The organism is Flavobacterium indicum GPTSA100-9 = DSM 17447, assembly GCF_000455605.1.
GTDB classification, from domain to species: Bacteria; Bacteroidota; Bacteroidia; order Flavobacteriales; family Flavobacteriaceae; genus Flavobacterium; species Flavobacterium indicum.
This window is the reverse complement of record NC_017025.1, coordinates 1,789,703-1,813,510: the sequence shown is the minus strand read 5'-3', so window position 1 is coordinate 1,813,510 and position 23,808 is coordinate 1,789,703. Positions and strand designations below refer to the sequence as shown.

34 protein-coding genes are annotated in these 23,808 nt (G+C 29.1%); 33 read left to right on the top strand and 1 reads right to left on the bottom strand.

The annotated features are described in order from the left end of the window. Window positions 1-1,479, top strand: a complete 1,479-nt coding sequence (locus KQS_RS08370) for a cellulose synthase family protein (RefSeq protein ID WP_014388752.1) — start codon at window positions 1-3, stop codon at window positions 1,477-1,479. A gap of 127 nt (window positions 1,480-1,606) precedes the next feature. Next, window positions 1,607-2,800 (top strand): polyprenol phosphomannose-dependent alpha 1,6 mannosyltransferase MptB, encoded by a 1,194-nt coding sequence (mptB, locus tag KQS_RS08365; RefSeq protein ID WP_242400758.1) that lies wholly within the window; start codon window positions 1,607-1,609, stop codon window positions 2,798-2,800. Here the strand turns inward: mptB and KQS_RS08360 are convergent. After that, a complete protein-coding gene (locus KQS_RS08360) occupies window positions 2,797-4,389 on the bottom strand; it encodes a SulP family inorganic anion transporter (protein WP_014388750.1) in 1,593 nt (530 codons plus the stop codon). The genes mptB and KQS_RS08360 overlap by 4 nt on opposite strands. A 263-nt stretch (window positions 4,390-4,652) precedes the next feature. On the opposite strand from KQS_RS08360, the gene KQS_RS08355 reads away from it, so the two are divergent. The 31 genes from KQS_RS08355 (at window position 4,653) to KQS_RS08205 (ending at window position 23,787) form a co-directional block, all read left to right on the top strand. After that, window positions 4,653-5,237, top strand: a complete 585-nt coding sequence (locus KQS_RS08355) for a sigma-70 family RNA polymerase sigma factor (protein WP_014388749.1) — start codon at window positions 4,653-4,655, stop codon at window positions 5,235-5,237. Between the two features lie 36 nt (window positions 5,238-5,273). Then, entirely contained in the window at window positions 5,274-5,531 is a 258-nt protein-coding gene (locus tag KQS_RS08350) for a hypothetical protein (RefSeq protein ID WP_157868414.1), read from the top strand. 136 nt (window positions 5,532-5,667) lie between these two features. Beyond that, entirely contained in the window at window positions 5,668-6,135 is a 468-nt protein-coding gene (locus tag KQS_RS08345) for an OB-fold protein (protein WP_014388747.1), read from the top strand. 31 nt (window positions 6,136-6,166) lie between these two features. Continuing rightward, window positions 6,167-6,712, top strand: coding sequence for a YceI family protein (locus KQS_RS08340; protein WP_014388746.1), 546 nt, complete (start codon window positions 6,167-6,169; stop codon window positions 6,710-6,712). A 73-nt stretch (window positions 6,713-6,785) separates the two neighbouring features. Then, complete coding sequence (locus tag KQS_RS08335) at window positions 6,786-7,643, top strand: helix-turn-helix domain-containing protein (protein WP_014388745.1); 858 nt, start codon at window positions 6,786-6,788, stop codon at window positions 7,641-7,643. Window positions 7,644-7,727: 84 nt separating this feature from the next. Continuing rightward, a complete protein-coding gene (locus KQS_RS08330; RefSeq protein ID WP_014388744.1) occupies window positions 7,728-8,279 on the top strand; it encodes a carboxymuconolactone decarboxylase family protein in 552 nt (183 codons plus the stop codon). A 115-nt stretch (window positions 8,280-8,394) separates the two neighbouring features. Beyond that, window positions 8,395-8,955 (top strand): peroxidase-related enzyme, encoded by a 561-nt coding sequence (locus KQS_RS08325; protein WP_014388743.1) that lies wholly within the window; start codon window positions 8,395-8,397, stop codon window positions 8,953-8,955. A 12-nt stretch (window positions 8,956-8,967) separates the two neighbouring features. After that, complete coding sequence (locus KQS_RS08320; protein ID WP_014388742.1) at window positions 8,968-9,471, top strand: hypothetical protein; 504 nt, start codon at window positions 8,968-8,970, stop codon at window positions 9,469-9,471. Beyond that, complete coding sequence (locus KQS_RS08315) at window positions 9,459-10,160, top strand: NRDE family protein (protein ID WP_014388741.1); 702 nt, start codon at window positions 9,459-9,461, stop codon at window positions 10,158-10,160. The genes KQS_RS08320 and KQS_RS08315 overlap by 13 nt, the downstream gene beginning before the upstream one ends. Beyond that, a complete protein-coding gene (locus KQS_RS08310) occupies window positions 10,157-11,203 on the top strand; it encodes an ATP-grasp domain-containing protein (RefSeq protein ID WP_014388740.1) in 1,047 nt (348 codons plus the stop codon). The genes KQS_RS08315 and KQS_RS08310 overlap by 4 nt, the downstream gene beginning before the upstream one ends. A 1-nt stretch (window position 11,204) precedes the next feature. Further along, complete coding sequence (locus KQS_RS08305; RefSeq protein ID WP_014388739.1) at window positions 11,205-11,879, top strand: hypothetical protein; 675 nt, start codon at window positions 11,205-11,207, stop codon at window positions 11,877-11,879. 44 nt (window positions 11,880-11,923) lie between these two features. Beyond that, a complete protein-coding gene (locus KQS_RS08300; protein ID WP_014388738.1) occupies window positions 11,924-12,316 on the top strand; it encodes a hypothetical protein in 393 nt (130 codons plus the stop codon). Between the two features lie 70 nt (window positions 12,317-12,386). Continuing rightward, entirely contained in the window at window positions 12,387-12,968 is a 582-nt protein-coding gene (locus KQS_RS08295) for a Crp/Fnr family transcriptional regulator (protein WP_014388737.1), read from the top strand. An 8-nt stretch (window positions 12,969-12,976) separates the two neighbouring features. Beyond that, window positions 12,977-13,813, top strand: coding sequence for a helix-turn-helix domain-containing protein (locus KQS_RS08290; protein WP_014388736.1), 837 nt, complete (start codon window positions 12,977-12,979; stop codon window positions 13,811-13,813). Window positions 13,814-13,903: 90 nt separating this feature from the next. Next, window positions 13,904-14,461, top strand: coding sequence for a carboxymuconolactone decarboxylase family protein (locus KQS_RS08285; protein ID WP_014388735.1), 558 nt, complete (start codon window positions 13,904-13,906; stop codon window positions 14,459-14,461). A gap of 8 nt (window positions 14,462-14,469) precedes the next feature. Further along, on the top strand, window positions 14,470-15,267 hold the full coding sequence (locus KQS_RS08280; RefSeq protein ID WP_014388734.1) for an SDR family NAD(P)-dependent oxidoreductase: 798 nt from the start codon (window positions 14,470-14,472) through the stop codon (window positions 15,265-15,267). 24 nt (window positions 15,268-15,291) lie between these two features. Continuing rightward, the gene (locus KQS_RS08275) at window positions 15,292-15,864 is read left to right on the top strand and encodes an SRPBCC family protein (RefSeq protein WP_014388733.1); all 573 of its coding nucleotides are present in this window, start codon (window positions 15,292-15,294) and stop codon (window positions 15,862-15,864) included. An 11-nt stretch (window positions 15,865-15,875) separates the two neighbouring features. Then, window positions 15,876-16,172 (top strand): DUF1330 domain-containing protein, encoded by a 297-nt coding sequence (locus tag KQS_RS08270; protein ID WP_014388732.1) that lies wholly within the window; start codon window positions 15,876-15,878, stop codon window positions 16,170-16,172. Between the two features lie 10 nt (window positions 16,173-16,182). Next, window positions 16,183-16,680 carry an SRPBCC family protein gene (locus KQS_RS08265; RefSeq protein WP_014388731.1) on the top strand — a complete coding sequence of 166 codons (498 nt, stop codon included), beginning with the start codon at window positions 16,183-16,185 and terminating at the stop codon, window positions 16,678-16,680. Window positions 16,681-16,923: 243 nt separating this feature from the next. Beyond that, window positions 16,924-17,589, top strand: coding sequence for a hypothetical protein (locus KQS_RS08260; RefSeq protein WP_014388730.1), 666 nt, complete (start codon window positions 16,924-16,926; stop codon window positions 17,587-17,589). Between the two features lie 3 nt (window positions 17,590-17,592). After that, entirely contained in the window at window positions 17,593-18,126 is a 534-nt protein-coding gene (locus KQS_RS08255; RefSeq protein ID WP_014388729.1) for a carboxymuconolactone decarboxylase family protein, read from the top strand. 3 nt (window positions 18,127-18,129) lie between these two features. Further along, a complete protein-coding gene (locus tag KQS_RS08250) occupies window positions 18,130-18,867 on the top strand; it encodes an MBL fold metallo-hydrolase (protein WP_014388728.1) in 738 nt (245 codons plus the stop codon). A 26-nt stretch (window positions 18,868-18,893) separates the two neighbouring features. Further along, complete coding sequence (locus tag KQS_RS08245) at window positions 18,894-19,286, top strand: hypothetical protein (RefSeq protein WP_014388727.1); 393 nt, start codon at window positions 18,894-18,896, stop codon at window positions 19,284-19,286. A 3-nt stretch (window positions 19,287-19,289) separates the two neighbouring features. Beyond that, window positions 19,290-19,664, top strand: coding sequence for a YciI family protein (locus tag KQS_RS08240; RefSeq protein WP_014388726.1), 375 nt, complete (start codon window positions 19,290-19,292; stop codon window positions 19,662-19,664). 2 nt (window positions 19,665-19,666) lie between these two features. Next, complete coding sequence (locus tag KQS_RS08235; protein ID WP_014388725.1) at window positions 19,667-20,131, top strand: YybH family protein; 465 nt, start codon at window positions 19,667-19,669, stop codon at window positions 20,129-20,131. Continuing rightward, the gene (locus KQS_RS14735; RefSeq protein ID WP_014388724.1) at window positions 20,128-20,334 is read left to right on the top strand and encodes a DUF2798 domain-containing protein; all 207 of its coding nucleotides are present in this window, start codon (window positions 20,128-20,130) and stop codon (window positions 20,332-20,334) included. Before KQS_RS08235 ends, KQS_RS14735 begins: the two co-directional genes overlap by 4 nt. Before the next feature lie 2 nt (window positions 20,335-20,336). Next, on the top strand, window positions 20,337-20,540 hold the full coding sequence (locus KQS_RS08225; protein ID WP_014388723.1) for a 2-hydroxymuconate tautomerase family protein: 204 nt from the start codon (window positions 20,337-20,339) through the stop codon (window positions 20,538-20,540). A gap of 209 nt (window positions 20,541-20,749) precedes the next feature. Beyond that, window positions 20,750-21,439: a helix-turn-helix domain-containing protein gene (locus KQS_RS08220; protein ID WP_014388722.1), complete on the top strand. Its 690-nt coding sequence runs from the start codon at window positions 20,750-20,752 to the stop codon at window positions 21,437-21,439. Between the two features lie 86 nt (window positions 21,440-21,525). Then, complete coding sequence (locus KQS_RS14030; protein ID WP_014388721.1) at window positions 21,526-22,086, top strand: hypothetical protein; 561 nt, start codon at window positions 21,526-21,528, stop codon at window positions 22,084-22,086. Further along, complete coding sequence (locus tag KQS_RS08210) at window positions 22,073-22,771, top strand: deiodinase-like protein (protein ID WP_014388720.1); 699 nt, start codon at window positions 22,073-22,075, stop codon at window positions 22,769-22,771. Before KQS_RS14030 ends, KQS_RS08210 begins: the two co-directional genes overlap by 14 nt. 92 nt (window positions 22,772-22,863) lie before the next feature. Next, window positions 22,864-23,787 (top strand): patatin-like phospholipase family protein, encoded by a 924-nt coding sequence (locus KQS_RS08205; protein ID WP_014388719.1) that lies wholly within the window; start codon window positions 22,864-22,866, stop codon window positions 23,785-23,787. Window positions 23,788-23,808 lie beyond the last annotated feature (21 nt).

Below are 23,808 nucleotides of genomic sequence, written 5' to 3'. Positions count from 1 at the left end.
ATGGAAATACTATCATACATTATACTTTTTTTATACACACTCTCTATCTTAATAATCTTTTTCTATGGGTTAGCTCAATTTAATTTACTTATTAATTATTTAAAAAGTAAAAAACAAATTCCTACCAACGAAAAATTTGATTTTAATTTTGAAAATGAAATTCCATTAGTTACAGTTCAATTACCTATTTATAACGAAAAATATGTGGTTAAACGTTTGCTTTTAACTATTGCTGAACTTGAATATCCAAAAGACAAATTAGAAATTCAAGTTTTAGATGATAGCACCGATGAAAGTGTTATCGAAACCAAAAAAATAATTTCTGATTTATATCAATCTGGTTTAGACATTAAACATATTACAAGAAGTAACAGAGTTGGATTTAAAGCTGGAGCATTAAAAGAAGGTTTAGCTGTTGCCAAAGGAGAATTTATTGCCATTTTTGATGCTGATTTTGTACCGCAAAAGGATTGGTTATTGCAAACGATTCCTTATTTCAAAGATAATGGAATTGGAGTTGTACAAACACGTTGGGGGCATATGAATAGAAATTATTCTATTCTAACAAAAATACAAGCCTTTGCTCTTGATGCTCACTTTACATTGGAGCAAGTGGGTCGTAATTCACAATCCCATTTTATCAACTTTAATGGAACTGCTGGAGTTTGGAGAAAAGATTGTATTCTTGATGCAGGAAACTGGGAAAGTGATACATTAACCGAAGATTTAGATTTAAGTTACAGAGCACAATTAAAAAATTGGAAATTCAAGTATTTAGAAAATGTAGAAACTCCAGCCGAGCTACCTGTAATTATAAGTGCGGCTCGATCTCAACAATTTAGATGGAATAAAGGCGGTGCCGAAAATTTTATTAAAATGGGTGCAAGAGTTTTATTTTCAAAATCTATTTCATTACAAACGAAAATTCATGGCATATTGCATCTTTTAAATAGTTCCATGTTTTTGGGCATTTTTATTATGTCAATATTAAGTGTGCCAATGCTATTTATAAAAAATAAGAACCCTAATTTGTACTATATTTTTGATGTATTATTATTGTTTTTTGTAACCACATTGTTATTTTTTGTAAGCTATTGGTTTACTTATAAAAACATACATGGTGGTGGATTTAAAAAGTTTATAAACTATATAGGAATGTTTTTTACTTTCTATACTATTGCCTTGGGATTTACATTTCACAATACCATTGCTGTTTTAGAAGCTTTTATTGGGAAAAAAAGTGAGTTCGTTAGAACACCTAAATTTAATATGGAAACACTAAATGATAAATGGAGACAGAATGTATATATTTCAGATAAAATTTCTAAAAACATATTTTTTGAAGGAATCTTAATTTTGTATTTTCTTTTTGGATTATATTCTGGTTTTCAAATTAATGATTTTGGGTTATTTCCTTTGCACTTGATGCTTATCATAGGCTATTCTTATGTTTTTTTCAGATCAATAAAGGATGCTTAAAATGAATGTACATTCTAAATATACGTTAGTACTTAGCTTATTTAGTATCATTTTTTATGCATTATTTGCTTATTTTTTTGAACGAAGTGACTTTTATATATTACTTACTTTGTTCACTTTTCTTTTCATGTTTTTTTACAAAATTACTGTGCTTGAAAAGAATAATTTTTCTTTTTTGATAGGAATTGCAATAACATTTAGAATACTTTTTTTATTTAGTTTACCCAACTTATCGCAAGACTATTTTCGATTCATTTGGGATGGAAGATTAATTTTAGAAGGATTAAATCCGTACATTTATTTACCTAATAATTTAATACAAAATTCAAATTTTAATTTACCTCAAGCAGATACATTATATCAAGGAATGGGAAGTTTAAGTGCCTCGCACTATTCAAATTATCCACCAGTAAACCAGTTTTTATTTACAATTACAGCGTTTTTCAGTTCCAATTCAATTTTGGGTTCTGTAATAATTTTTCGTTTAATAATTATTGCTGCTGATATAGGAATTTATTATTTTGGTAGTAAATTATTAAAAAATCTAGGTTTTGAAAAATCACGTATTTTTTTCTATATTTTAAATCCTTTAGTTATAATTGAACTAACAGGAAACCTCCATTTTGAGGGTGTGATGCTTTTGTTTTTTGTTTGGAGTATGTATTTGTTACAACAAAAAAAGTGGATATTTGCCGCACTTGTTTTGTCTATTTCTATTTCTGTAAAACTACTTCCATTGCTGTTGTTACCTCTATTTTTTCAGAAGCTGAGTTGGAAAAAAAGCATCAGTTTTTACAGCATTGTAATTGGAGTAAATACATTATTGTTCTTGCCTTTTATTTCGACAGATTTAGTAAATAAATATACCGAAACCATTGGTTTGTGGTTTACAAATTTTGAATTTAATGCAAGTATTTACTATTTAATTCGTGAAATTGGTTTTTGGATTAAAGGTTATAATATCATTCATATCACAGGAAAAATTATTCCGATAGTTATCATTTTATTTGTCTTGTTTCAAACCTTTTTCAAGAAAAACAAAACCATCAAAGAGTTATTTAGCAGCTTTTTAATCATATTAACTACCTATTTTCTAACCGCTACAACAGTTCATCCTTGGTATATTATCAACTTGGTTTTGGTTGCATTATTTACAAAATACAATTTTGCACATATTTGGAGCTTTGCCATATTTTTGAGTTATAGTGCATATCAAAATACAGTATTTAAAGAAAACTATTGGTTGATTGGTTTGGAATACTTGTTAGTTTTAATTTATATAATGTTAGATTTTAGAACTATCAAAAAAAGCATAAATTAATTATGCTTTTTTTGATTTACATCTATCGCTAGTTTATATGTTGGATCTTCTATAATATTTACATCAATAATAGCTTCGGCTTTGTTAAGTAAATTTATACAATCTTGACTTAAATGGCGTAAATGTACTTTTTTACCTTGTTTGAAATAACGATGCGTTATCGAGTTTAATGCTTCTATAGCTGACATGTCAGCTACACGACTTTCTTTAAAATCAATAATTACTTCTTCTGGATCATTTATAATATCAAATTTTTCTGAAAAGCCTTGTACAGAACCAAAAAACAAAGGTCCATAAATTTCATAATGTTTAATACCGTTTTCGTCCACATATTTCCTTGCACGTATTCTTTTAGCATTTTCCCATGAATAAGCCAAAGCAGATAAAACTACACCAATTATTACTGCGATAGCTAAATTGTGAGTAATTGCAGTAATTAACGTTACCAAGACCATAACAATTACATCAGACCAAGGCATTTTTCTGAAAGTTTTAAAGCTTGCCCACTCAAAAGTTCCAATAGCAACCATAAACATTAAGCCAACTAAAGCAGCCATTGGTAATTTTTCAATTAAGTTTGATCCAAACATTATAAAAACTAACAACATTACTGAAGCAACAATTCCTGATAATCTTGCTCTTGCACCTGCTGAAGTATTTATTAAACTTTGGCCAATCATTGCGCAACCACCCATTCCAGATAATAATCCTGAAGCAATATTGGCAGTTCCTTGAGCAATACACTCTCTGTTACCATTACCACGAGTCTCAGTAATTTCATCAATAAGATTTAAAGTTAATAAGCTTTCAATTAAACCAACACCTGCAACAATTGCTCCATATGGAAATATAATTTTGAATGTTTCGAATGTTAAAGGTATTGATGGAAATGAAAATGGTGGAAAACCACCTTTTATAGTTTCACCTTGATTTAGTGTATCAGCAACCGTCATAGTATCAATATTAAATCCAATTACAATTGCCGAAACAGTAATAATAGCTACTAATGATGAAGGCACAACTTTAGTTAATTTTGGTAAACCCCAAATAATTAACATTGTAAGTAATGTTAAAACTAACATAATAAACATAGAAGAACCTTCTAGTAAATTTGAAGTTCCTTTTTGATAAAAATTAGGAAACTGCGCCATAAAAATTATAATCGCTAATCCGTTAACAAAACCAAACATAACAGGATGTGGTACTAATCGGATAAATTTGCCTAATCGTAAGACACCAGCTAAAATTTGAAGCAATCCTCCAATTATAACAGTTGCAAAAACATAATGTAAAATTGTTTCCGAACTTATTTCTGGAAAAGTACTTTTTAATTCTAAAATAAGTCCCACGAAAATTACTGCTACTGCTCCTGTTGCTCCAGAAATCATACCTGGCCTCCCTCCTAATATTGAAGTTACTAATCCCATAACAAAAGCTGCATACAAACCTGTAAGTGGAGAAAATCCTGCTATCATTGCAAAAGCAATAGCTTCTGGAACTAATGCTAAGGCGACTGTTAATCCAGATAATATTTCAGTTTTGTAATTTACTTTTTGTTTTAAATCAAATAAATTGAATACTTTTTGCATAATAATATAAATATTAGTTTGGGTAAGTATTATATGAATACTCACCGAATTATTTTTCGATAAAAATTAAATGTTGAATCCTTGATTAAAATTTTTAAATCAAGGCGGAGTAATTTTAATAAAAGAAGTAATGTTTTTCATAATGATTACAAATATATGTATTTTAAAGATTTTATCCTTTAAATTTATATTTTTTTGATTGATTATGTTACTTTTTTTAATTAAAAAATGTATTTTTGAAAAAATAAGACTTTTAAAAATTTATGGAGATCATAAAACAAAATAGACAAAAAGAATTTGAAATTTGGGTTACTAAATTTAGTGATGAGCTTTTTTCTTGGGCCTTATATAAAACATCTTCAAAAGAAATAGCAGAAGATTTAGTTCAGGAAACTTTTTTAGCAGCTTTTCATAAAATTGAGAGTTTTAAAGGTGATAGTCAACCTAAGACTTGGCTTTTTTCAATATTAAAGAATAAAATAATTGATTATTATAGATTAGATGCAAAAACTTCTAAATTTAATCGTTCTTTATCAGAAAATATTGGAAATGAAGTAACAGACGGATTATTCAATACAAATGAAAATTGGGTGTCAAATGAAATCAACGCAATTTGGAATAATGATGAAGAAGAGTTGCTAGATAATCCTGAATTTAATCATGTACTTAAAGAGTGTATGGATGATTTACCTAGTAAATGGAAAAATGCATTCACTTCCAAATATTTAACAAATAAAAAAGCTGAGGAAATTTGTCAGGATTTGGATATATCAGTGACTAATTATTGGCAGATTGTTCATAGGTCAAAATTACTTATGAAAAAATGTTTGGAATTAAAATGGATTTAAGTCTATAATTTACCTAAAATGATAGTACAAAAATTAATGAATATATTAGTAAACTCTTGTAAAAGGACAACAGAATTAATTGACAAACAGTCAATAGTGCCTTTATCTATAAAAGAAAAAATGCAATTACAAATGCACAAATCAATGTGTAAAACTTGTAATGCTTATGAACATCAATCTAAGTTTATTGATAAAATAATAACTAATTGGTTTAATAAAGATAGTTCTAGTAAGAAAGTTAAATTATCTAATGAAAAAAAGGTTAAAATCATTGAAGAAATAAATAAGTTATAATTCAATTTTATTTATTAGTTCATTTAAGCATCACAAGATTTGTGGTGCTTTTTTTATGAAAATAAAAATAAAATGTCAGGAATGATAAAAAATGATGTCTATACCAACAATAAAACAAAATTTAAAATTTAAATAAATGACTAAAAAGAGAATTTTAATTACACTAATCGTTGGAGTTGCAATTGCAATTGGAGTTGTTCTATATATGTTCAATAAACCAGCTAGAGATGTACAAGCGACTGACACAGATTTTACTTTTAATTCAAGTGAAATTGTAAATGAGTATTTATCAAATGCTAAAAAAGCAAATGAAAAATACCTTGATGAAAATGGTAATTCTAAGATATTAGAAATTACAGGAACTGTTGCACAAATCGATGAAGATTTTAATAATAACAAAGTTATATTATTAAAAAATGCAACAGATAAAGCAGGTGTGAGCGCAACGTTTACAACGGAAACAAACGCTAATGCTTCAAAAGTAAAAATTGGTGACAAAATAACCATTAAGGGAGTAATTCAATCAGGAGCTACTTATGATGCAGATTTAGAAATGTATGAAAATGTCATCATTGATAAATCAGATATTATTACTAAAAACTAAATTATAAATCAATAAATTAAAAATTCAAATCATGAAAAAATTTCTTTTAACAATCGTAGCATTAGTAACAGTTTCATTAACGGCTTTTGCCCAAAAGCAAACTAGTTCAAAAACACACATTAAATTCTTTTCTTCAACACCGGCAGAAAACATTGAAGCAAACAACTACAAATCAATCAGTACTTTAGATACAAAAACTGGAGATATTGTGTTTTCGGTACCGATGCAAAGTTTTGAATTCGAAAAAGCTTTAATGCAAGAACACTTTAACAGTAAAAAGTTTTTGGATACTAAAACCAATCCAAAAGCAAAATTAACGGGAAAAATTGCTAATCTTGATAAAATTAATTTTGAGAAAGATGGTTCTTATACTGCTGTTGTTGAAGGAGAATTAACGATAAATGGTGTAACTAATCATATTAAGGAGAAAGCTACATTTACAGTTAAGTCAGGTAAAATTAGTTTATCTTCAAAATTTAATGTTACACTTGCAGATTATAAAGTAGCATTTACTAAAGGAAAGCCTTCCACTAATATTGCTAAAACAGTGGAAGTTACAGTAGAAGCAAATTATTAATTCTAATATCTCCTGAAAAAGCTATACTTCATTTTCTAATAAAGAGAATGATATATGGCTTTTTCCATTTTTTATGATTTCAGAAAGAAAACAATACCAGCTATTCGGAAAAATAATTTTTGAAAAAGTAACTATAAAGGCTCCTTTCAAAATTCCAAATCCTATGCCTAATGAGGCTTGTTTTTTATATATGCTTGAAGGACAAATAGATTACAAAACACAACTGCAAAATATCTCTATACCTGTAAATGAAGCAGTATTACTTAAATGTGGTAATTATTTTAGCCAAATGAAAAGCAGTACACTTTCAAAAAATAATCAGATAGTTATCGTTCATTTTCATCCCGAAATATTGAAAAAAATATACGATACAGATTTACCAAAGATTTTTCAAAAACCTTCAAAAGTACCTAATTTAGAACTTGATTTAACTCAAATCAATAATGATTTTTTAATCCAAAAATATATTGAAAGTTTGTTGTTTTATTTTGACAATCCAACACTGATTAATGAAGATTTACTGGTCATCAAGTTAAAAGAAATTATTCTCTTATTGTGTCAAACCAAAAATGCTCCGGTTATTCAACAAATTTTATCACAACTTTTTTCGCCAACAAGTTTTACATTCAAACAAATTGTGGAAAGTTATTTTTACCAACATATAACTATTGAAGAACTAGCACAAATAGCCAATTTAAGCCTTTCCTCCTTCAAAAGAGAATTCAAAAAAAGTTACAACGACAGTCCAGCGAATTATTTTAGAAATAAAAAACTAGAAAAAGCAGCTGAGCTTTTATTAATTTCTAATGAACGTATTACAGACATTGCTTTTGATTGTGGTTTCAATGACTTAGCTAATTTTTCTACACTATTTCATGAAAAATACAATCAAACACCATCAAATTTCCGTTTGAACCAAATCTCCAAATAGTTGAACTATTTACAAAAGTTTGTCTTTCTAATTCTTGCCAACTTTGCATTAGTAATATAATACTAATTAAAAAAAACAATTAAAATGGCACATTTAAAATTAGAGAACAACTCAGTTTCTCCACTATCGCAAGAACTTTTTGATAAAACCCAAAAAGGATTAGGATTTGTACCCAATATGTATAAAAGTATGGGTAACAATCCAGCTTTGTTAGACGCTTATACTTATTCTTATAACACATTTAGAGCAAATTCTGGATTTTCTCCTGTTGAGCAAGAAGTAGTTTTCCTATCTGTAGCTTATGAGAATAATTGCGAATATTGTATGGCTGCACATAGTTTTGTGGGCGATATGATGACTAAAGTTCCTGCCGAAGTAACAAATGCTATCCGTGATGGCAAACAAATTCCTGATGCAAAATTAGCGGCACTATCAAAATTAACACGTTCTCTTACTGCCACTCGTGGCAATGTTTCTCAATCTGAAGTCGAAGAATTTTTGGCAGCAGGTTATACAGAAGTTCACGTTTTAGGTATTATTGCAGGGATTGGTGCAAAAACATTGAGTAATTATTCCAATCATATCACTAATCCTGAAATCGATACTGCTTTCGCTGGAAGAGTATGGAAAAAATAGGTTCTTTGTTAAAGACTTTTCAAAAGCCAACATCGATCAAAATCTTTGTTGGTTTTTTTCTTTTTGTATGTCAGGAATAAAAAAGATTTTCGTCTATAAATTAAAATTAAATATAATGGCACGCATTAAAGTTATTGATCAAATTGAGGCAACTGGAAGATTAAAAGAAATCTATGATGATTTAATTCAAAAAAGAGGGCAACTAGCTGAGGTTCATAAAATTCAAAGTTTACGCCCAGAAAGCATTGTAAAACATATTGATTTATATATGGAAATTATGTTTTCAAAATCAGAATTGTCAAGAGCTGAACGAGAAATGATGGCAATTGTAACTTCAGTTTCCAATAATTGTCATTACTGTCAAATTCACCATTCGCAAGCTTTAAATAATTATTGGAAAGATGAAGAGCGACTTCTGAAATTGCGAAATAATTATTTTAATGCTAATTTATCTGATAGAGAACTTTTGCTTTGTCGATTTGCAGAGAATTTAACTATTAAACCAGACGATTTTAAAGAGCCTGATATAATTGATAACTTAAAAAAAACAGGGTTGTCAGATGAAGCCATTTTGGATGCTACTTTAGTTGTTGCTTATTTCAATTTTGTAAATAGAATTGTCCTGAGTTTAGGTGTTAATTTAGAGAATAATCAAGGAACAGGTTACAAATATTAATATTTATAAGAAATGAAAACCTTCTGTCAAGAAAATTTAAACGAAATTAAAAGTGTATTGGTTCAACTTACTAATGAGCAATACTCCAATCCTTCAAATACACTTTTTGGAGCAACGATTGGACAACATGTTCGTCATATACTCGAATTTTACCAAAGTGTTTTTAATGGATTAGATACTAAAATCGTGAACTATGACAATCGAGAAAGAAACCTTTTGATTGAAACAGACTGCAATTATGCTATTCAAGTTATTAATGATATTAATTTCAGTTTAGCAATTGATAGTTCTGATGAAATTCTTGTTTTAGAAGGTAATTTTTGTGCAAAGGAAGGTAATGAAATGAGAATTCAAACTTCTTTTTTTAGAGAATTAGCCTATTGCTTAGAACATAGCATTCACCATCAAGCTTTAATTAAAGTTGGTTTACTTGAATTAAATTGTTTATCTCTTATAGATGAAACCTTTGGCTTAGCACCAGCAACCATTCGATTTAGAAAAAAATGTGTACAGTAAGTTTTATTCCACTAAAGGATGGATACATTTTAACATCAAATAGAGATGAAAAAATCTACCGTCAAACAGCTGCCCCACAAGTATTTACTGAAAATGGCATAAAACTACTTTATCCAAAAGATGAAAAAGCCGGTGGATCTTGGATTGTAGCAAGGGAAGATGGAGTTACAATTGTTTTGCTTAACGGTGCTTTTGTAAATCACCACAAAAAAACAAATTACAGTAAAAGCAGAGGTATCATTTTAATGGAAATCATACAAGCAAAATTTCCATTACTTCACTTTTTGGAGATGAATTTAGACAATGTAGAACCCTTTACACTGGTTATCTTTCAATACAAAATTTTAACAGAAGTAAAATGGGATGGATTAGAAAAACACACTTTTGATAAATCAATAAAAAAACCACACATTTGGTCCTCTGCTACTTTATATAATCGCAACCAAAAGATTAAGAGAAAACAATGGTTTGAAGATTTTTGCAAATACAATAATCCACTATCAACAGATAAAGTACTTTCGTTTCACACTAATACTCAAATAACAAATACTGAATATGGTTTGGTTATCAATCGTGAAGATAAAACTAGAACAGTAAGTATTACACAATTGTTGTTAAAAAATAACAAACTTGAAATGACTTATATTGATAGATTAACCAATACAATAATTGAAAAAATAACGTTTTGAGAAAGTTTAAAAACAGTATTCATAAACTCTTAAATTGGGAATATTGGAATACCAATGTGGTTTATTTTCCAATATTTTTCTATTGGATTTATTTAAGTATCAAAGCCCGTTCTTTAGGTTTTTTTAATGCCAGTAATTTCAGAATTAAAAATGGTGGTTTTGCTTTAGAAAGCAAAAAAGAAATTTACAATCTCATTCCTAAACAATATTATCCTGAAACTCTATTCTTTAAGGCGGATTCAACTTGGGATAATTTGCTTTCTGTATTAGAAAATGCCACAATAGATTTTCCTTTTATCATAAAGCCAGATGTTGGATTACAAGGTTTACGAGTTGAAAAAATTAATTCTATTGGAGAATTAAAAAAGTACTTCAAATTTATAGATTATGATTTCTTAATTCAAGAATGTATTACTTATCCCCAAGAAATAGGTTTGTTTTATTGCAGAATGCCAAACGAAAATAGAGGCACAATTACTGGAATTGTTCATAAAGAATTTCTAATCGTTATTGGTAACGGAAAAAACACTATAAAAGAACTTATTGAGCAAAATCCTCGATTTGCCTTACAATTGGAGTCTTTAAAACGAAAATTTGGAGAAAAATTAAATACAGTTTTACTCAATGGGGAAGCGCTCAATTTAGTGCCTTTTGGCAATCATGTTAGAGGTAGTAAATTTACTGATGTAAGCCATTGGATTAATGAAAAATTGACCAATACATTTAATGAAGTTTGTTTGCAAATTCCCGACTTCTATTTTGGAAGATTAGATATAATGTTCAAATCTCAGGAAGATTTAGAACAGGGAAAAAACTTTTCCATCATTGAGTTAAATGGAGCTGGAAGTGAACCAACACATATATATGACCCAAAACATTCTATCTTTTTTGCTTGGAAGGAGATTATAAGACACTATGATATTTTATATAAAATAAGCACTTTTAATAATAAAAAAGGACATTCTTATTTGAATATGAAACAATCTAGACAATTAATAATCGACAATAAAAAATTAACCAATCATTTAAAATCGATTTCATAAAATGAGAGTAGTAGAAAAATTTGCGCCTAAAAATAATCCTTTCCTTTTAGGATTTGTCATCAGTTTAATGGGTGCCTTACCTTTGGGTTACATCAATGTTATAAGTTTACAAATTTTATTAGAACAAGGAAATTGGGCAACAATAGCTTTCATTTCTGGTATTGTGTTTATTGAGTTTTTTGTATTAAAAGCAGTAAGTTTTGGGGCGAAATGGCTAGTTGAACAAAAGAAATTATTACTATTTATTGATGTTTTTACCATCGCTTTCTTTTTAGGAATTGCAATGTATTTTATAATGAACATTGACAATGATAAAAACTTTAGTTTAAAGCAACTTCAATTAGCACAATTCCCTTTTATTTTAGGTCTACTTTTAAATAGTTTAAATTTTATTCAATGGCCTTATTGGTCAGGGATATATATTTATTTATTCCGAACCGAAAAATTAGATCCTCGTTGTAATGATAATAGTCTATTTATTATAGGTGCAATGATTGGGACATTACTTGGTATGTTGATTTTTGCTCATTCCGGTAAATATATTTTAGTCGAAAGTAAAATTGAAATAAGTACTTACCTTAACTCAATTTTTGCTATCCTTTTTTTGGCTTTGGCTGTTATTCAGATTGGAAAATTATTTTGGAGAAAAAAAAAGTTTCAAAGATTATCACTTTAGATCACAAATAACAATAATGCAATAATTTACAAAGAAAATACCTAATGGAAACTTGGCAAATAAATTTGAGTTTAATCCCCAGCATAGCAGTTATTTTGACTAGTGCAAATAGAATGGCTTTAGGATTAACAGACGAAATTAACGTAAGGTTATTGTCTAATGTTGAACAATATGCAGAAATCTTACCATTAAAAATTAAACAATTAAAACGTTTAAGTATTTCAATATTACTCATGTATTTAAGTCTAGGATTATTAGTTTTAAATGCCTTACTAGTTGGTTGCGAAATTATTCCAATTGATGCTGAAAAAACATTAATTTTTATTGCAATTATTATTTTCTTTATTGCAATTTATTTTAAAATTCAATTTTCTTGGAACGCTTATTTTATTAGACAAAAACAATTTAAAAAATTTTTAAGCAAGAATATTTCTTAAATTTTTTTTAAACTGTTTATAAATCATCAAATAAATTTCAAATAATTATATTCAAAAATTTCATAAAAAAATGAGCAAAGAATTACTCATAAATTACATTCAAAACAATTTGCCAACTTCAAGAAAAACTCTTGACGAAATTGTTGAACATTTTGAAGAAAGAACTTTCAGTAAAAATGATTATTTTCTGAAAGAAGGTCAGATAAGTAATGATTATTTCTTTTTAGCAAATGGTTTTATGCGCTCGTTTACTTATGATATTGAAGGTGATGAAGTAACAACAGCTTTTTATTCAGCAAACCGATTTGTATTTGAGTGTTCATCATTTTTTTTGAGAACCACATCAACAGAAAACATACAAGCAGTAACCGATTGCGTTGGTTATACCATTTCGTTTGAAGATTTGAATAAATTGTTTCATTCTATTCCAGAATTTAGAGAATTTGGAAGATCTGTTTTAGTAAAAGAATTTTCTGCCTTTAAGCAGCGTACACTATCTATGATAAATCGTAGTGCCGAAGAAAGATATGCAAATCTAATTACCACTAACAAAGAAATATTCCAATATGCTCAACTCAAGCATATTGCTTCATTTCTTGGAATGACAGACACTTCGTTGAGCCGAATTAGAAAAGAGTTTTTGAAAAAATAAGAATAGAAATGTTAGAGATTAAAACGATAAATTATCAGGGCAAAAGAGTTTTTGAAAAATTGGTTATGACTGCCGATTTTAAAAGAGCTCCAAAGTTTTTCACAGAAGATGAGGCTTGTTTTTTGTTTATTACCGAAGGTTCATTTCAATTTAGAACACCCACTAATTTATTGTCATACAGTAAAAATGAAGCAATGTTGGCAAAATGCGGTAACTATTTTTTAGAAGATATCTCAATAAATGAAGTAGATAATAAATTAGCTGCAATTGGAGCTTTCTTTTATCCTGAAATGGTAAAAGAATTTTTTGAAACCGATTTATCCATCAAACACTTCAATAAAAACTTCGATGTTATAAAAGTAAATATTGAACCTCTAATGAAATCGTTTATAGATAGTATCGATTTTTTATTAGACAACCAAGCCATTGTTGATGATAACATAATAGTAAACAAACTAAAAGAGTTACTCATAATTTTAAGTAAAAGTGAAAATTCAAATTCAATTAATGATTTTGTGGCTTCACTATTTGTTCCTTATGAATATAATTTTAATGAAATAATTCAAAAAAATCTTTTCGCTAATTTATCTCTTCCAGATTTAGCAATGTTATGCAATTGTAGCTTATCTACTTTCAAACGAAAATTTGTAGAGCATTATAAAGAAAGTCCAACAAAATACATCACTCACAAAAAATTAGAAAAAGCCACACAACTTCTTCAAATAAAATCAATGCCAATTGCAGATATTGCCTACGATTGTGGTTTTGAGACTGTTTCACACTTTAATAAAACTTTCAAAAAAGAATTCAATAAAACTCCATCTGAATTTCGTTTGAGCCAATAAGACTATTTATTGAGCCAATAGGAAAATTAACTCCTTATTGTCATTACCATCTTTGTATTGTTAAATAACAACAATTAAAAAGATATAAAAATGGCACATTTAAAATTAGAGAACAATACTGTTTCTTCTATCACTTCCAGCATATTAGATGCAACAAAATCAAAATTGGGGTTTGCTCCCAATATGTATGTAAAAATGGGAAATAACCCTGCTTTACTAGACGCTTACACCTATTCTTATAATAGTTTTAGAGCAAATTCTGGCTTTAACTACATAGAACAGGAAGTTATTTTTCTTTCTATCGCTTTTGAAAACAACTGCGAATACTGTGTAGCTGCACATAGTTTTGTAGCAGATATGATGAGCAAAGTTCCTACTGAAGTTACAGATGCAATACGCAACAATCAACAAATTCCAGACTTAAAACTCGGTGCTTTATCAAAGCTAACACGTTCATTAACGGTTAATCGTGGTATGGCTTCACAAACAGAAATTGACGATTTTATTGCAGTTGGTTATACCGAAGCGCACGTTTTAGGAATAATTGCTGGTATTGGTGTAAAAGCATTGAGTAATTATTCTAATCATTTAACAAACCCAGAAGTAGATGCTGCATTTGCAGGTAGAAAATGGGAAAAAAGAATTTAATAAATAAAATGACAAATTTTAAACAAAAATATAAGGATTATACACTAATAACTGGTGCATCAGCCGGAATAGGGAAAGGATTTGCAGAGCAACTAGCTACCAAAGGATTAAATCTAGTGCTAATTGCAAGAAGAGCTGACAAGTTAAGTGAGTTAGCTTCTAATCTTGAAGCTAAACATAATATAAAAGTAAAAACCCTTGCATTAGATTTACTTGCGGACAATGCAATTAGCGAAATTACTAACGCAACAGAAAATCTTGAGGTTGGTCTAATTGTTCTTAACGCCGCTGTAGAAGTACACGGCGATTTTACTAATAACAATTTGCAAAGCGAATTAGATTTAGTAAAACTTAATGTAACAAGACCTTTACAATTAGCGCATCATTTTGGTAATAAAATGAAACAAAGAAAACGTGGAGGCATCATATTTTTAAGTTCCACTTTTGGACATCAGTCGGTACCGTACTTTGCTAATTATGCTGCTTCAAAAGCTTATATTCTTTCATTAGGTCAAGCATTAAATTACGAATTAAAGAAATTTAATGTAGATGTAACGGTGCTTTCTCCTGGTCCAACAAAAACGGATATGATAGCCAGTATGACTGATGTAGATTTTAAGAAAATGCCTGTAACTTTTCAAGAAGTAACACCAGTTGTAAAAACTGCACTCAATGCTTTAGGTAGTAAACAAGCAGTAATACCAGGTGCTTGGAACAACTTTATGGACATAATGGGAAAATTTACCACGCCACGGTGGATATTAACAAATATGTATGGCTTTTTAGTGGCAAGAGCTATGAAATAATAAATTAATTAAAACAAATAAAAAATGAAAGCAACAATCAAAATTTTAAGCATTGCTATTTTAGCAATATTTGTGTCTAGTACTTCTGCTTTTGCAAAAGAAAAAACACCAACAGTAGTAAAACAAGAACTTATTATTAACGCACCAATAAGTAAAGCTTGGCAAGTACTTGGGCCAGAGTTTGCAGATGCTTACAAATGGGCATCAAGCGTTAAGCATTCTGAAGCTAGAGACAATACCAGTTTTAATGGTTCTAAGTGTTCAGAGCGAGGATGTAGCATTAAAGGTATGGGTAATACTAAAGAAAAACTATTAATTTATTCGGAAGCAGACCACAAAATTTCATATCACGTTTACGAAGGAATGCCAAAAATGGTAAAATATGCAACAAATACTTGGACATTGACTGATCTTGGCAATGGTAAAACCAAAGTAGAAATAAACTTGATAATGAAAACCGGAGGTATGATGGGTGCTATGATGAAAGGAATGATGAAAAAGAAAATGACAAAAATGGCAAAAGGTATTATTCAAGAATTTGGGTACTATGTAGAAAATGGAACACCACACCCAAATAAAATTAAAGCAAGTAAATAAAATTATAAATTATGAAAATCTATTTAATTATTAATGCAATTCCTAACCCAAGTAATATGCAAGACGTTCAGGAATATTTAGGTAAAATAATGCCTTTGTTTATGCAATATAGTGGTTCAAAAATTGAGAGATTTCAAATAGCTGAACAACTAATAGGAAACAGCGGGATTAAAATGGTAGGTATTTTTGAATTTCCTGATACACAAAACATTAAAGATATGCTAGAAAGCGATGCTTTTAAATCGTTATCCGAATTAAGAGCAAAAGCATTTACTCAATTAGATTTATTTATCGGTAACCCTTTTTAAAAAACAAAATATGAACATTAGAAAAGAATTAATAATTAATGCCAATATAGATAAGGCTTGGCAAGTTTTAGGGCACGATTTTGCAGGTGCATATAAGTGGGCATCTGTAGTAAATCATTCCGAATCAAGAGGTGGTAGCTTAAACGGTTCGTCTTGTGGCGAAAGAGGATGTGACATTGCTGGTATGGGCAAAACAAGAGAAAAATTAATTAAATATTCAGATGCAGATCATTTGCTTTCATACACTGTACCGCAAGGTATGCCATCTATGGTGAGATATGCCACTAATACTTGGCAACTTCTTCCACTAAATGACCCTAATAAATCAAAATTAGTAATGGAAATGAATGTTACTTTAGGCGGATTTATGGGAATAATAATGCAACCAATGATGAAAATGATGATGGGAAAAATGGCAAAAGTAACAACAGATGATTTCAAATATTATGTTGAAACAGGTCGCCCAAGTGAAGCAAAAATAAAGGCTGCAAAAAAATATAAAGGATAATTCCAAATACCCATTTTTTTTTTGAAAGTACAATCTGAAAAGGTTGTATTTTTTTTCTTGCCAAATGGCAAGTATTTTTCATTTTTCAAATCTCAACTTTGTAGTATAAAGAATTTTCAGTAATCTGAATTGCTTTAATAAAAAATAATCCATTCAAAAGCATAAATAGTCCATTCTGTAGGATTTATGATCAAAGTAAGTTTGTAATATCAATTTTGATGCAAAACTTAACTAATCAAAAAAATGGATTTAACTTACTATTCAAATACAACTACTTGGACTATGGTTGTAAATGTTGCTTTTCTTTTGGCAACTTTAAACTTACTAAAAAAAGGGAATACTTCAGGAGCAACAAAATCAATCTTTGGGATATTCTCTTTCATTTGGCTTGCATTTATTTATTATGTAATTAACTCCGAGATTCTTATTCCAAAAGAAGTTTCAGGTATTTCCTTTTACATTTTCACACTTGTAGCCGCAACACTTGTTTTGACATTTTTCTATTTCTCATCACTTAGAAAAATATTTAACAATCTCAAACAAGAAGATATTCAATGGGTTCAAGGTTTGAGAGTATTTGTTGCTTCAGGTTTTTTAATGGAAGGTGTTTTAAATGTTATTCCAGGATGGTTTTCAATTATGGATGGTTTCTTGCACGTATCATCGGGCTTTCTTGCATTAATTGCCGCAATTGCAGTACTAAAAAATAGTCCTAATCAAAAATCATTATTATGGTTGGCAAATATTGTCGGGCTAGCAGATATAGTAATAATTGTATCAAGTATAAACCTTGTTGTTTGGAAAGATTTAGGCCCGTTTCACAATATGCAAACTGTAGTCTTTTACACAGGCGTATTATTACTTTGGTTTCACTTCATCTCAATTTCTAAACTTCTAAAATCTAAATAAAAAATGGAAAATTTCATAGTTCCCACAAGAGAAAATGTTTCAGAGAATAATCAAGTATTATTCGATAATTTACAAAAAATGGTAGGATTTGTTCCTAATATGTATGCTTTCTTTGCGCATTCTTCATCTGCTTTAGGTGATTATCTTACACTTCAAAATCGTAAAAACTCCTTAAATAATAAAGAAAAGGAAGTAATCAATTTAGTTGTAAGCCAATTAAATGATTGCAACTATTGTAAAGCAGCACATACTGCAATAGGAAAAATGGTAGGTTTTACGGAAGAGCAAACATTGGAAATTAGAAGAGCAACTATTTCGTTTAATTCCAAATTAAATGCGCTTGTAAATCTTACCAAAGAAATTGTAGAACATAAAGGAGAAACTTCTCAAGAAGCAAAAGAAAATTTCTTTAACGAGGGATACACTACTGAAAATTTAATTGATGTTGTGATGACAGTTGGCGATAAAATTATTACCAATTACTTATTTGCAATAGTAAAAGTACCTATAGATTTCCCAGAACCACAAGCAATATAAATTATGGAAATAGCAAACGGAGTACATCATTTTGATTGTGGTCCATTCAATTGGTATTTAATTGAAGAAGAAGGACGATTAACATTAGTAGATGCAGGTTTTCCTGGACATTATAGTGTTTATAAAAAAGGACTTGAATTACTTGGAAAATCAAGCAAAGACATTGAAGCGATTATTCTTACTCACGCTCACGCTGACCACATAGGTTTTGCAGAAAAAGTTAGAAAAGAAACAGGAGCACCTGTTTATGTGCATAGTGGAGATGCAAAAATGGCTTGTAAACCATTGCAATTGCCTTGGTTTGGGTTATTGTCTAATGCTTGGAGAACATACACTGCAAAAATGTTAGGTGTTGCCATTGTAAACGGAGTATTTACATTGCCACATTTAACTAAAGTGCAAACTGTTTCAGATGGACAATTATTAGATGTGCCAGGTAAACCAAAAATACTGCACACACCAGGTCATACCGATGGAGAAATAGCCTTATTATTAGAGGATAGAAAAATTTTAATTTCAGGTGATACAATTGTTACTCGAAATCTATTAACAGGTGAATTAGGACAACCACAACTAACCAATCCTATTTTAAACCACAATTATAAACAAGCAATGCGATCATTAGATTTACTTCGTGAAATTGGAGAAGTAACAATGCTATCAGGTCACGGCACACCTTGGATTGGCGATATGAATGAGGCGGTAAATATTGCTTTGGAAAACTCTAAAAGAACAAATTAATTAATTTCTTAATTCAAAAAAATACAATGAAAAAACAAATATTAATAATTTTACTATTTTCTGTATCATTAAATGTTTTTGCACAAGAAAAAAATACTCAAAAGACATCTTTTAACTTTCTTTCAAACCAAATAAGTATCCTTGCTAATAACAATGCCACATTTTTAACAATGGGTGGTCCAGGTATTACTTATACAAATACTAAAACAGAAATTTCTTTACGTTTCTTGGCTTCTTTACGTTTTGATTTAGAAAAAAACTTAACTAAACCAAATGAATCTATTAGGCCATTAATGGGATTTGGAACACAAATTCGGTATAAAAAAATTGTAATAACTCCTGCCGCATTTTATTTTTATAATAACAAATGGGAATATGCCACAGGTTTTGGGTTTCTACTCGGTAAAAATAATAAATAGTATATGAACAAAACATTCGCTTTAACAATTTCAATATTATCTTCATTAACTATGAATGCACAAAACAAAATTCAGTTTGTATATGAAATTAAACTTTATGAGCAATTTCAACATAAATCAAGATGGTCAGAAAAAGAACATCAAATACAAGAAAAACATTTAGTCTATTTAGATAGCTTATCTAAAGCTGGAACTATTGAAATGGCTGGAATTCAAAATCAAGGGTTTGCAGATCACAAAGGAATTATATTATTAAATGTAAATGATTTTGAAGAAGCAAAAAGCATTGCCTTAAACGACCCGTCTGTAAAAGAAGGTATGATGACAATGAGTATTTACACATTTACAACCTATTATAAAAGCAATAAAAAAAAGTAGCAATGATAACAGAAATGCAGCCCATAAATGGAGAAGAAAATATAGACCAAATTTCAAATCCGGAAACTTTAGCTTTGTCATTATTCTACAATGCTTTCAACAAAAGAAGTATGTCATTAATGCAACAATCTTGGTTAAATACAGATGAAATTTCTATGGATAACCCAATTGGTGGAATAAGACGAGGTTGGGAAGAAATTGGAAATGGCTACCATAAAATTTTCAACGGAAAAGCCCAAGTATATGTTGAGTTTTATGATTATTCCATTCATAAAACTTCAAATATGTTCTTTGCAACAGGTCGTGAACGAGGTTATTTCAAAACAGATGATACTGAAATTGCTCTAGCAATTAGAACCACACGAATATTCATTTTACAAAATGGCGATTGGAAACAAATACACCATCACGGTTCTATAGATAATCCCGATTTATTAAAAACCTATCAAGAAACAATAATAAAATGATGAACAAGTCTGCTTTGAAATTTGCCTTTATTATGGCATTAATAGTAACAAGTTATATAAGTTTTATTTTAGTTAGCGTTAATGCAGGATTTAATAATAACTTTATTTTCATTTGGTTGCGTAGTTGGTTCATTGCTTTTTTATTGGCTTTTCCATCATTGCTTTTTGTGGCTCCACTAGTTAGAAAAAAATTGAAATTATAATTATGCCTTACGTTAATATTAAAATCACAAAAGATGGTGCTACTTCTGAACAAAAGGCTTTGTTAATAGAAGGAGTAACTTCATTGTTGCAAAATGTTTTAAACAAAAATCGAGCAACAACATTTGTTATTATTGATGAAGTTGAAACGGATAATTGGGGGATTGCAGGAGAACAAGTAACTAAAATCAGAAATAGGAAAAAGTAAAATCAATACATTTGTATTATGGACAAGAAAAATGTTTTTACACTTATAAATCAACAAGATGGAAACCTTGCGTTCAAAATGTTTGACTTTAATGATAATAGCTATTTTGATTATCTGCAACGAAATAATTTTTACACTATAGTTTGGATAAATAACGGAAGTGGTTTGTTAAAAGTTGATTTTTCAGAATATCTTTTGAGGAAAATACGATGTTTAGTTTTGCTCCTTACCAACCATTTATGTTTTCTACTGATAAGAAAATTAGTGGAATTGCAATTCAATTTCACTCCGATTTCTATTGCATTCATCGCAATCCTAAAGAAACAAATTGCGACACTGTTCTTTTCAATAATATCTACCAGCCACCTTTTATAAAAGTTGATAAAGAATCAGAAGAATCATTCTCATTAATTTTGGAGAAATTGAAATCAGAACTAAAAAATGTTTCAGAAAATGATTATGAACTATTGGTGCCTTATCTTAAAATATTTTTGGTAACAGCATCACGTATAAAATCACAATCAAAAAAGAATGAACCAAAAATAACAGACTCTAAAACGCCCTATATTTTAAGAAGTCTAAAAAATGTTATTGAAGAAAATTTTAAAGAAAAACATTCTGCAAGTGATTATGCCACATTGTTGAATATTTCTCCTAATGCTTTAGCTAAAATTGTAAAAACGCATTTCAATAAAACCTTAACAGATTTAATTACAGAAAGAATAATAGTTGAAGCCAAAAGAGAATTGTATATGACTAGTAAACCTATAAAAGAAATAGCATTCTCTTTAGGTTATAACGATGAGTTTTATTTCAGTAGAATGTTTAAATCTAATACTGATATTTCACCTCAAACATATCGAGACACTGTTGGTTTTGCAAAAGCAGAATTAAATTAATTTAAATTCCACTCTATTTCTTGTCAAATGGCAAGTCATTTTCATTTTTCTAATCTCAACTTTGTACAATAATTAATTTTATAAAAATGAAAAGAAAAATAACACTTGGTCTGTCAATTTGGTTGTTAATTACTCTATTACTAGGAGGATTTGAAGTATTTTCTATACTTCCTAGGCAGTTTTTTGGAATTTCAGTTTTTGTAACTGTAACAACAGTAACCTTACTTTATTTTAAAAACAAAAATAGTAAAGAATTTGTAGATAGCATTTCTTTAAAACAGATTGCACTTGTTCATATTTTTAGAATAATAGCAGGTTTACTTTTTCTATATTATAGTGATAATTTACCAGAAGCATTTGTATCAAAAGCATCATATGGAGACATAATTTCAGGCTTACTTGCAATACTTGCATTACTCTTTAACCGAAAATTTTTACACTACATTTTCCATCTATTTGGATTAATAGACTTGATAACCGCCTTGAGTATAGGTACTTATTTTAATATCATTGGAAATTCCAAGATGGCAACAATTTTTTATTTACCCTTAATTTTAATACCCTTATTTATTGTACCTATATTGTTGGTTACTCATATATCCTCACTAAAAAAACTAAACCAAAAAAACTATAATGAAAACATATAATTACTCAAAATTCGCAAACAAAGAGTATGACCTTATTCATTCTAGTGGGATAAAAGTTGGAGAAACAATTCCTGATTTTTCATTCCTTACATTAAATGATGGGAATAAAAACTTTTCAGAATATCTAGATAAACCAATTATTCTAGAAACAGGCAGCATTACTTGTGGGATGTTTGCTGGACAAGGAAAAGCTATGAATAATTTAGCAAATCAAAATCCTGATTTTAACTTTTTGCTATTGTATGTAAGAGAAGCTCATCCTGGCAAAATAATACCCGCTCATAATTCGATAGAAGAAAAATGCTATTTGGCTAACAGACTAAAAACAGAGGATAAAATCGAAAATCGCACTATTATAATAGATGATATAAACGGCAATATTCATACTATTTTAGGAGCTTTACCAAATATGATATTAATAATTGACACCAATGGAAAAGTTATTTATAAGGAAGATTGGAACAATGCAAAATCTTTACAAAAAGCAATTCAAGAATTTAAAAGAACCCAAAAGCCGCAACAGCAAAAATGGGCAATGCTTCCATTGCCAAATATTCCTGTAGAATATAGAATATTTAAGCGTGCAGGTTGGGATGCTGCGACCGATTTTATTATTGCTCTGCCAAAACTAATTTACTTACATATACTTGGTGGACTTTGTTTTAAGTTTTCAAAAAAATGTTAAAAAACACAATTACATTTATTATTAATAAATGTAATTATCACTTTATTTGTCAGTTAAGTACATATATAGCGTCTATTTCTAAAATAGACTAAATGAAAGCGTTAATTATATCAGGAGGTGGAAGCAAAGGAGCTTTTGCAGGTGGAATTGCAGAGTATCTAATTAAGGATTGCTGTAAAAACTACGATTTATTTGTTGGTTGTTCTACAGGAAGTTTGCTTTTACCACATTTGGCATTGGGAAAAATTGATAAAATTAAAAACATTTATACAACTGTTACCCAAGAGGCTGTTTTTAATATCAATCCGTTTCTAATAAAAAAAACAAAAAAAGGTTTTCAAACCAATATTAACCATTTTAACACTATTAGAGCATTTATAAAAGGTTGCCCAACTTTTGGAGAAAGCAATAATTTAAGAAAACTTATAAAAAACAGTATAACCGAAACAGAGTTTAACTCAATTCGAGACAATCAAAAAAAAGTAATTTTAACGGTTTCAAATTTAACGCTAGATACTATTGAGTACTATAACTCTTCTGATTCCTGCTATGAAGATTTTTGTGATTGGGCTTGGGCTTCGGCTAATTTTATACCATTTATGAGTGTTTTAAACAAAAATGGTTATCAATATGCAGATGGTGGTTTTGGCAATTTTATTCCAATATTAACTGCATTAGATAATGGAGCAACAGAGATAGATGTAATTATTTTGGAAAGCGAATCTAAAGATAAAAAGCATCCAATATATAACAATCCTTTTGCTTTGCTCTTTAGAACATTTAAGTTCATGAATAATCAAAGCAGTTCAAAAGATATTGTTATTGGAAGGTTAATGGGTATGAACAAAGAAGTTATAATTAATTTTTATTATACTCCAAGAAATTTAACTGATAATCCTTTGATTTTTGATAGCGAACAAATGAAAGTATGGTGGATAGAAGGCTATGAATTTGCAAAATCAAAAAATCCAGTAAGCTTTTGTAACATTCCTAATAGAAAGTATTATGAAAATTAGTTTGAATTGCATTATAATAGT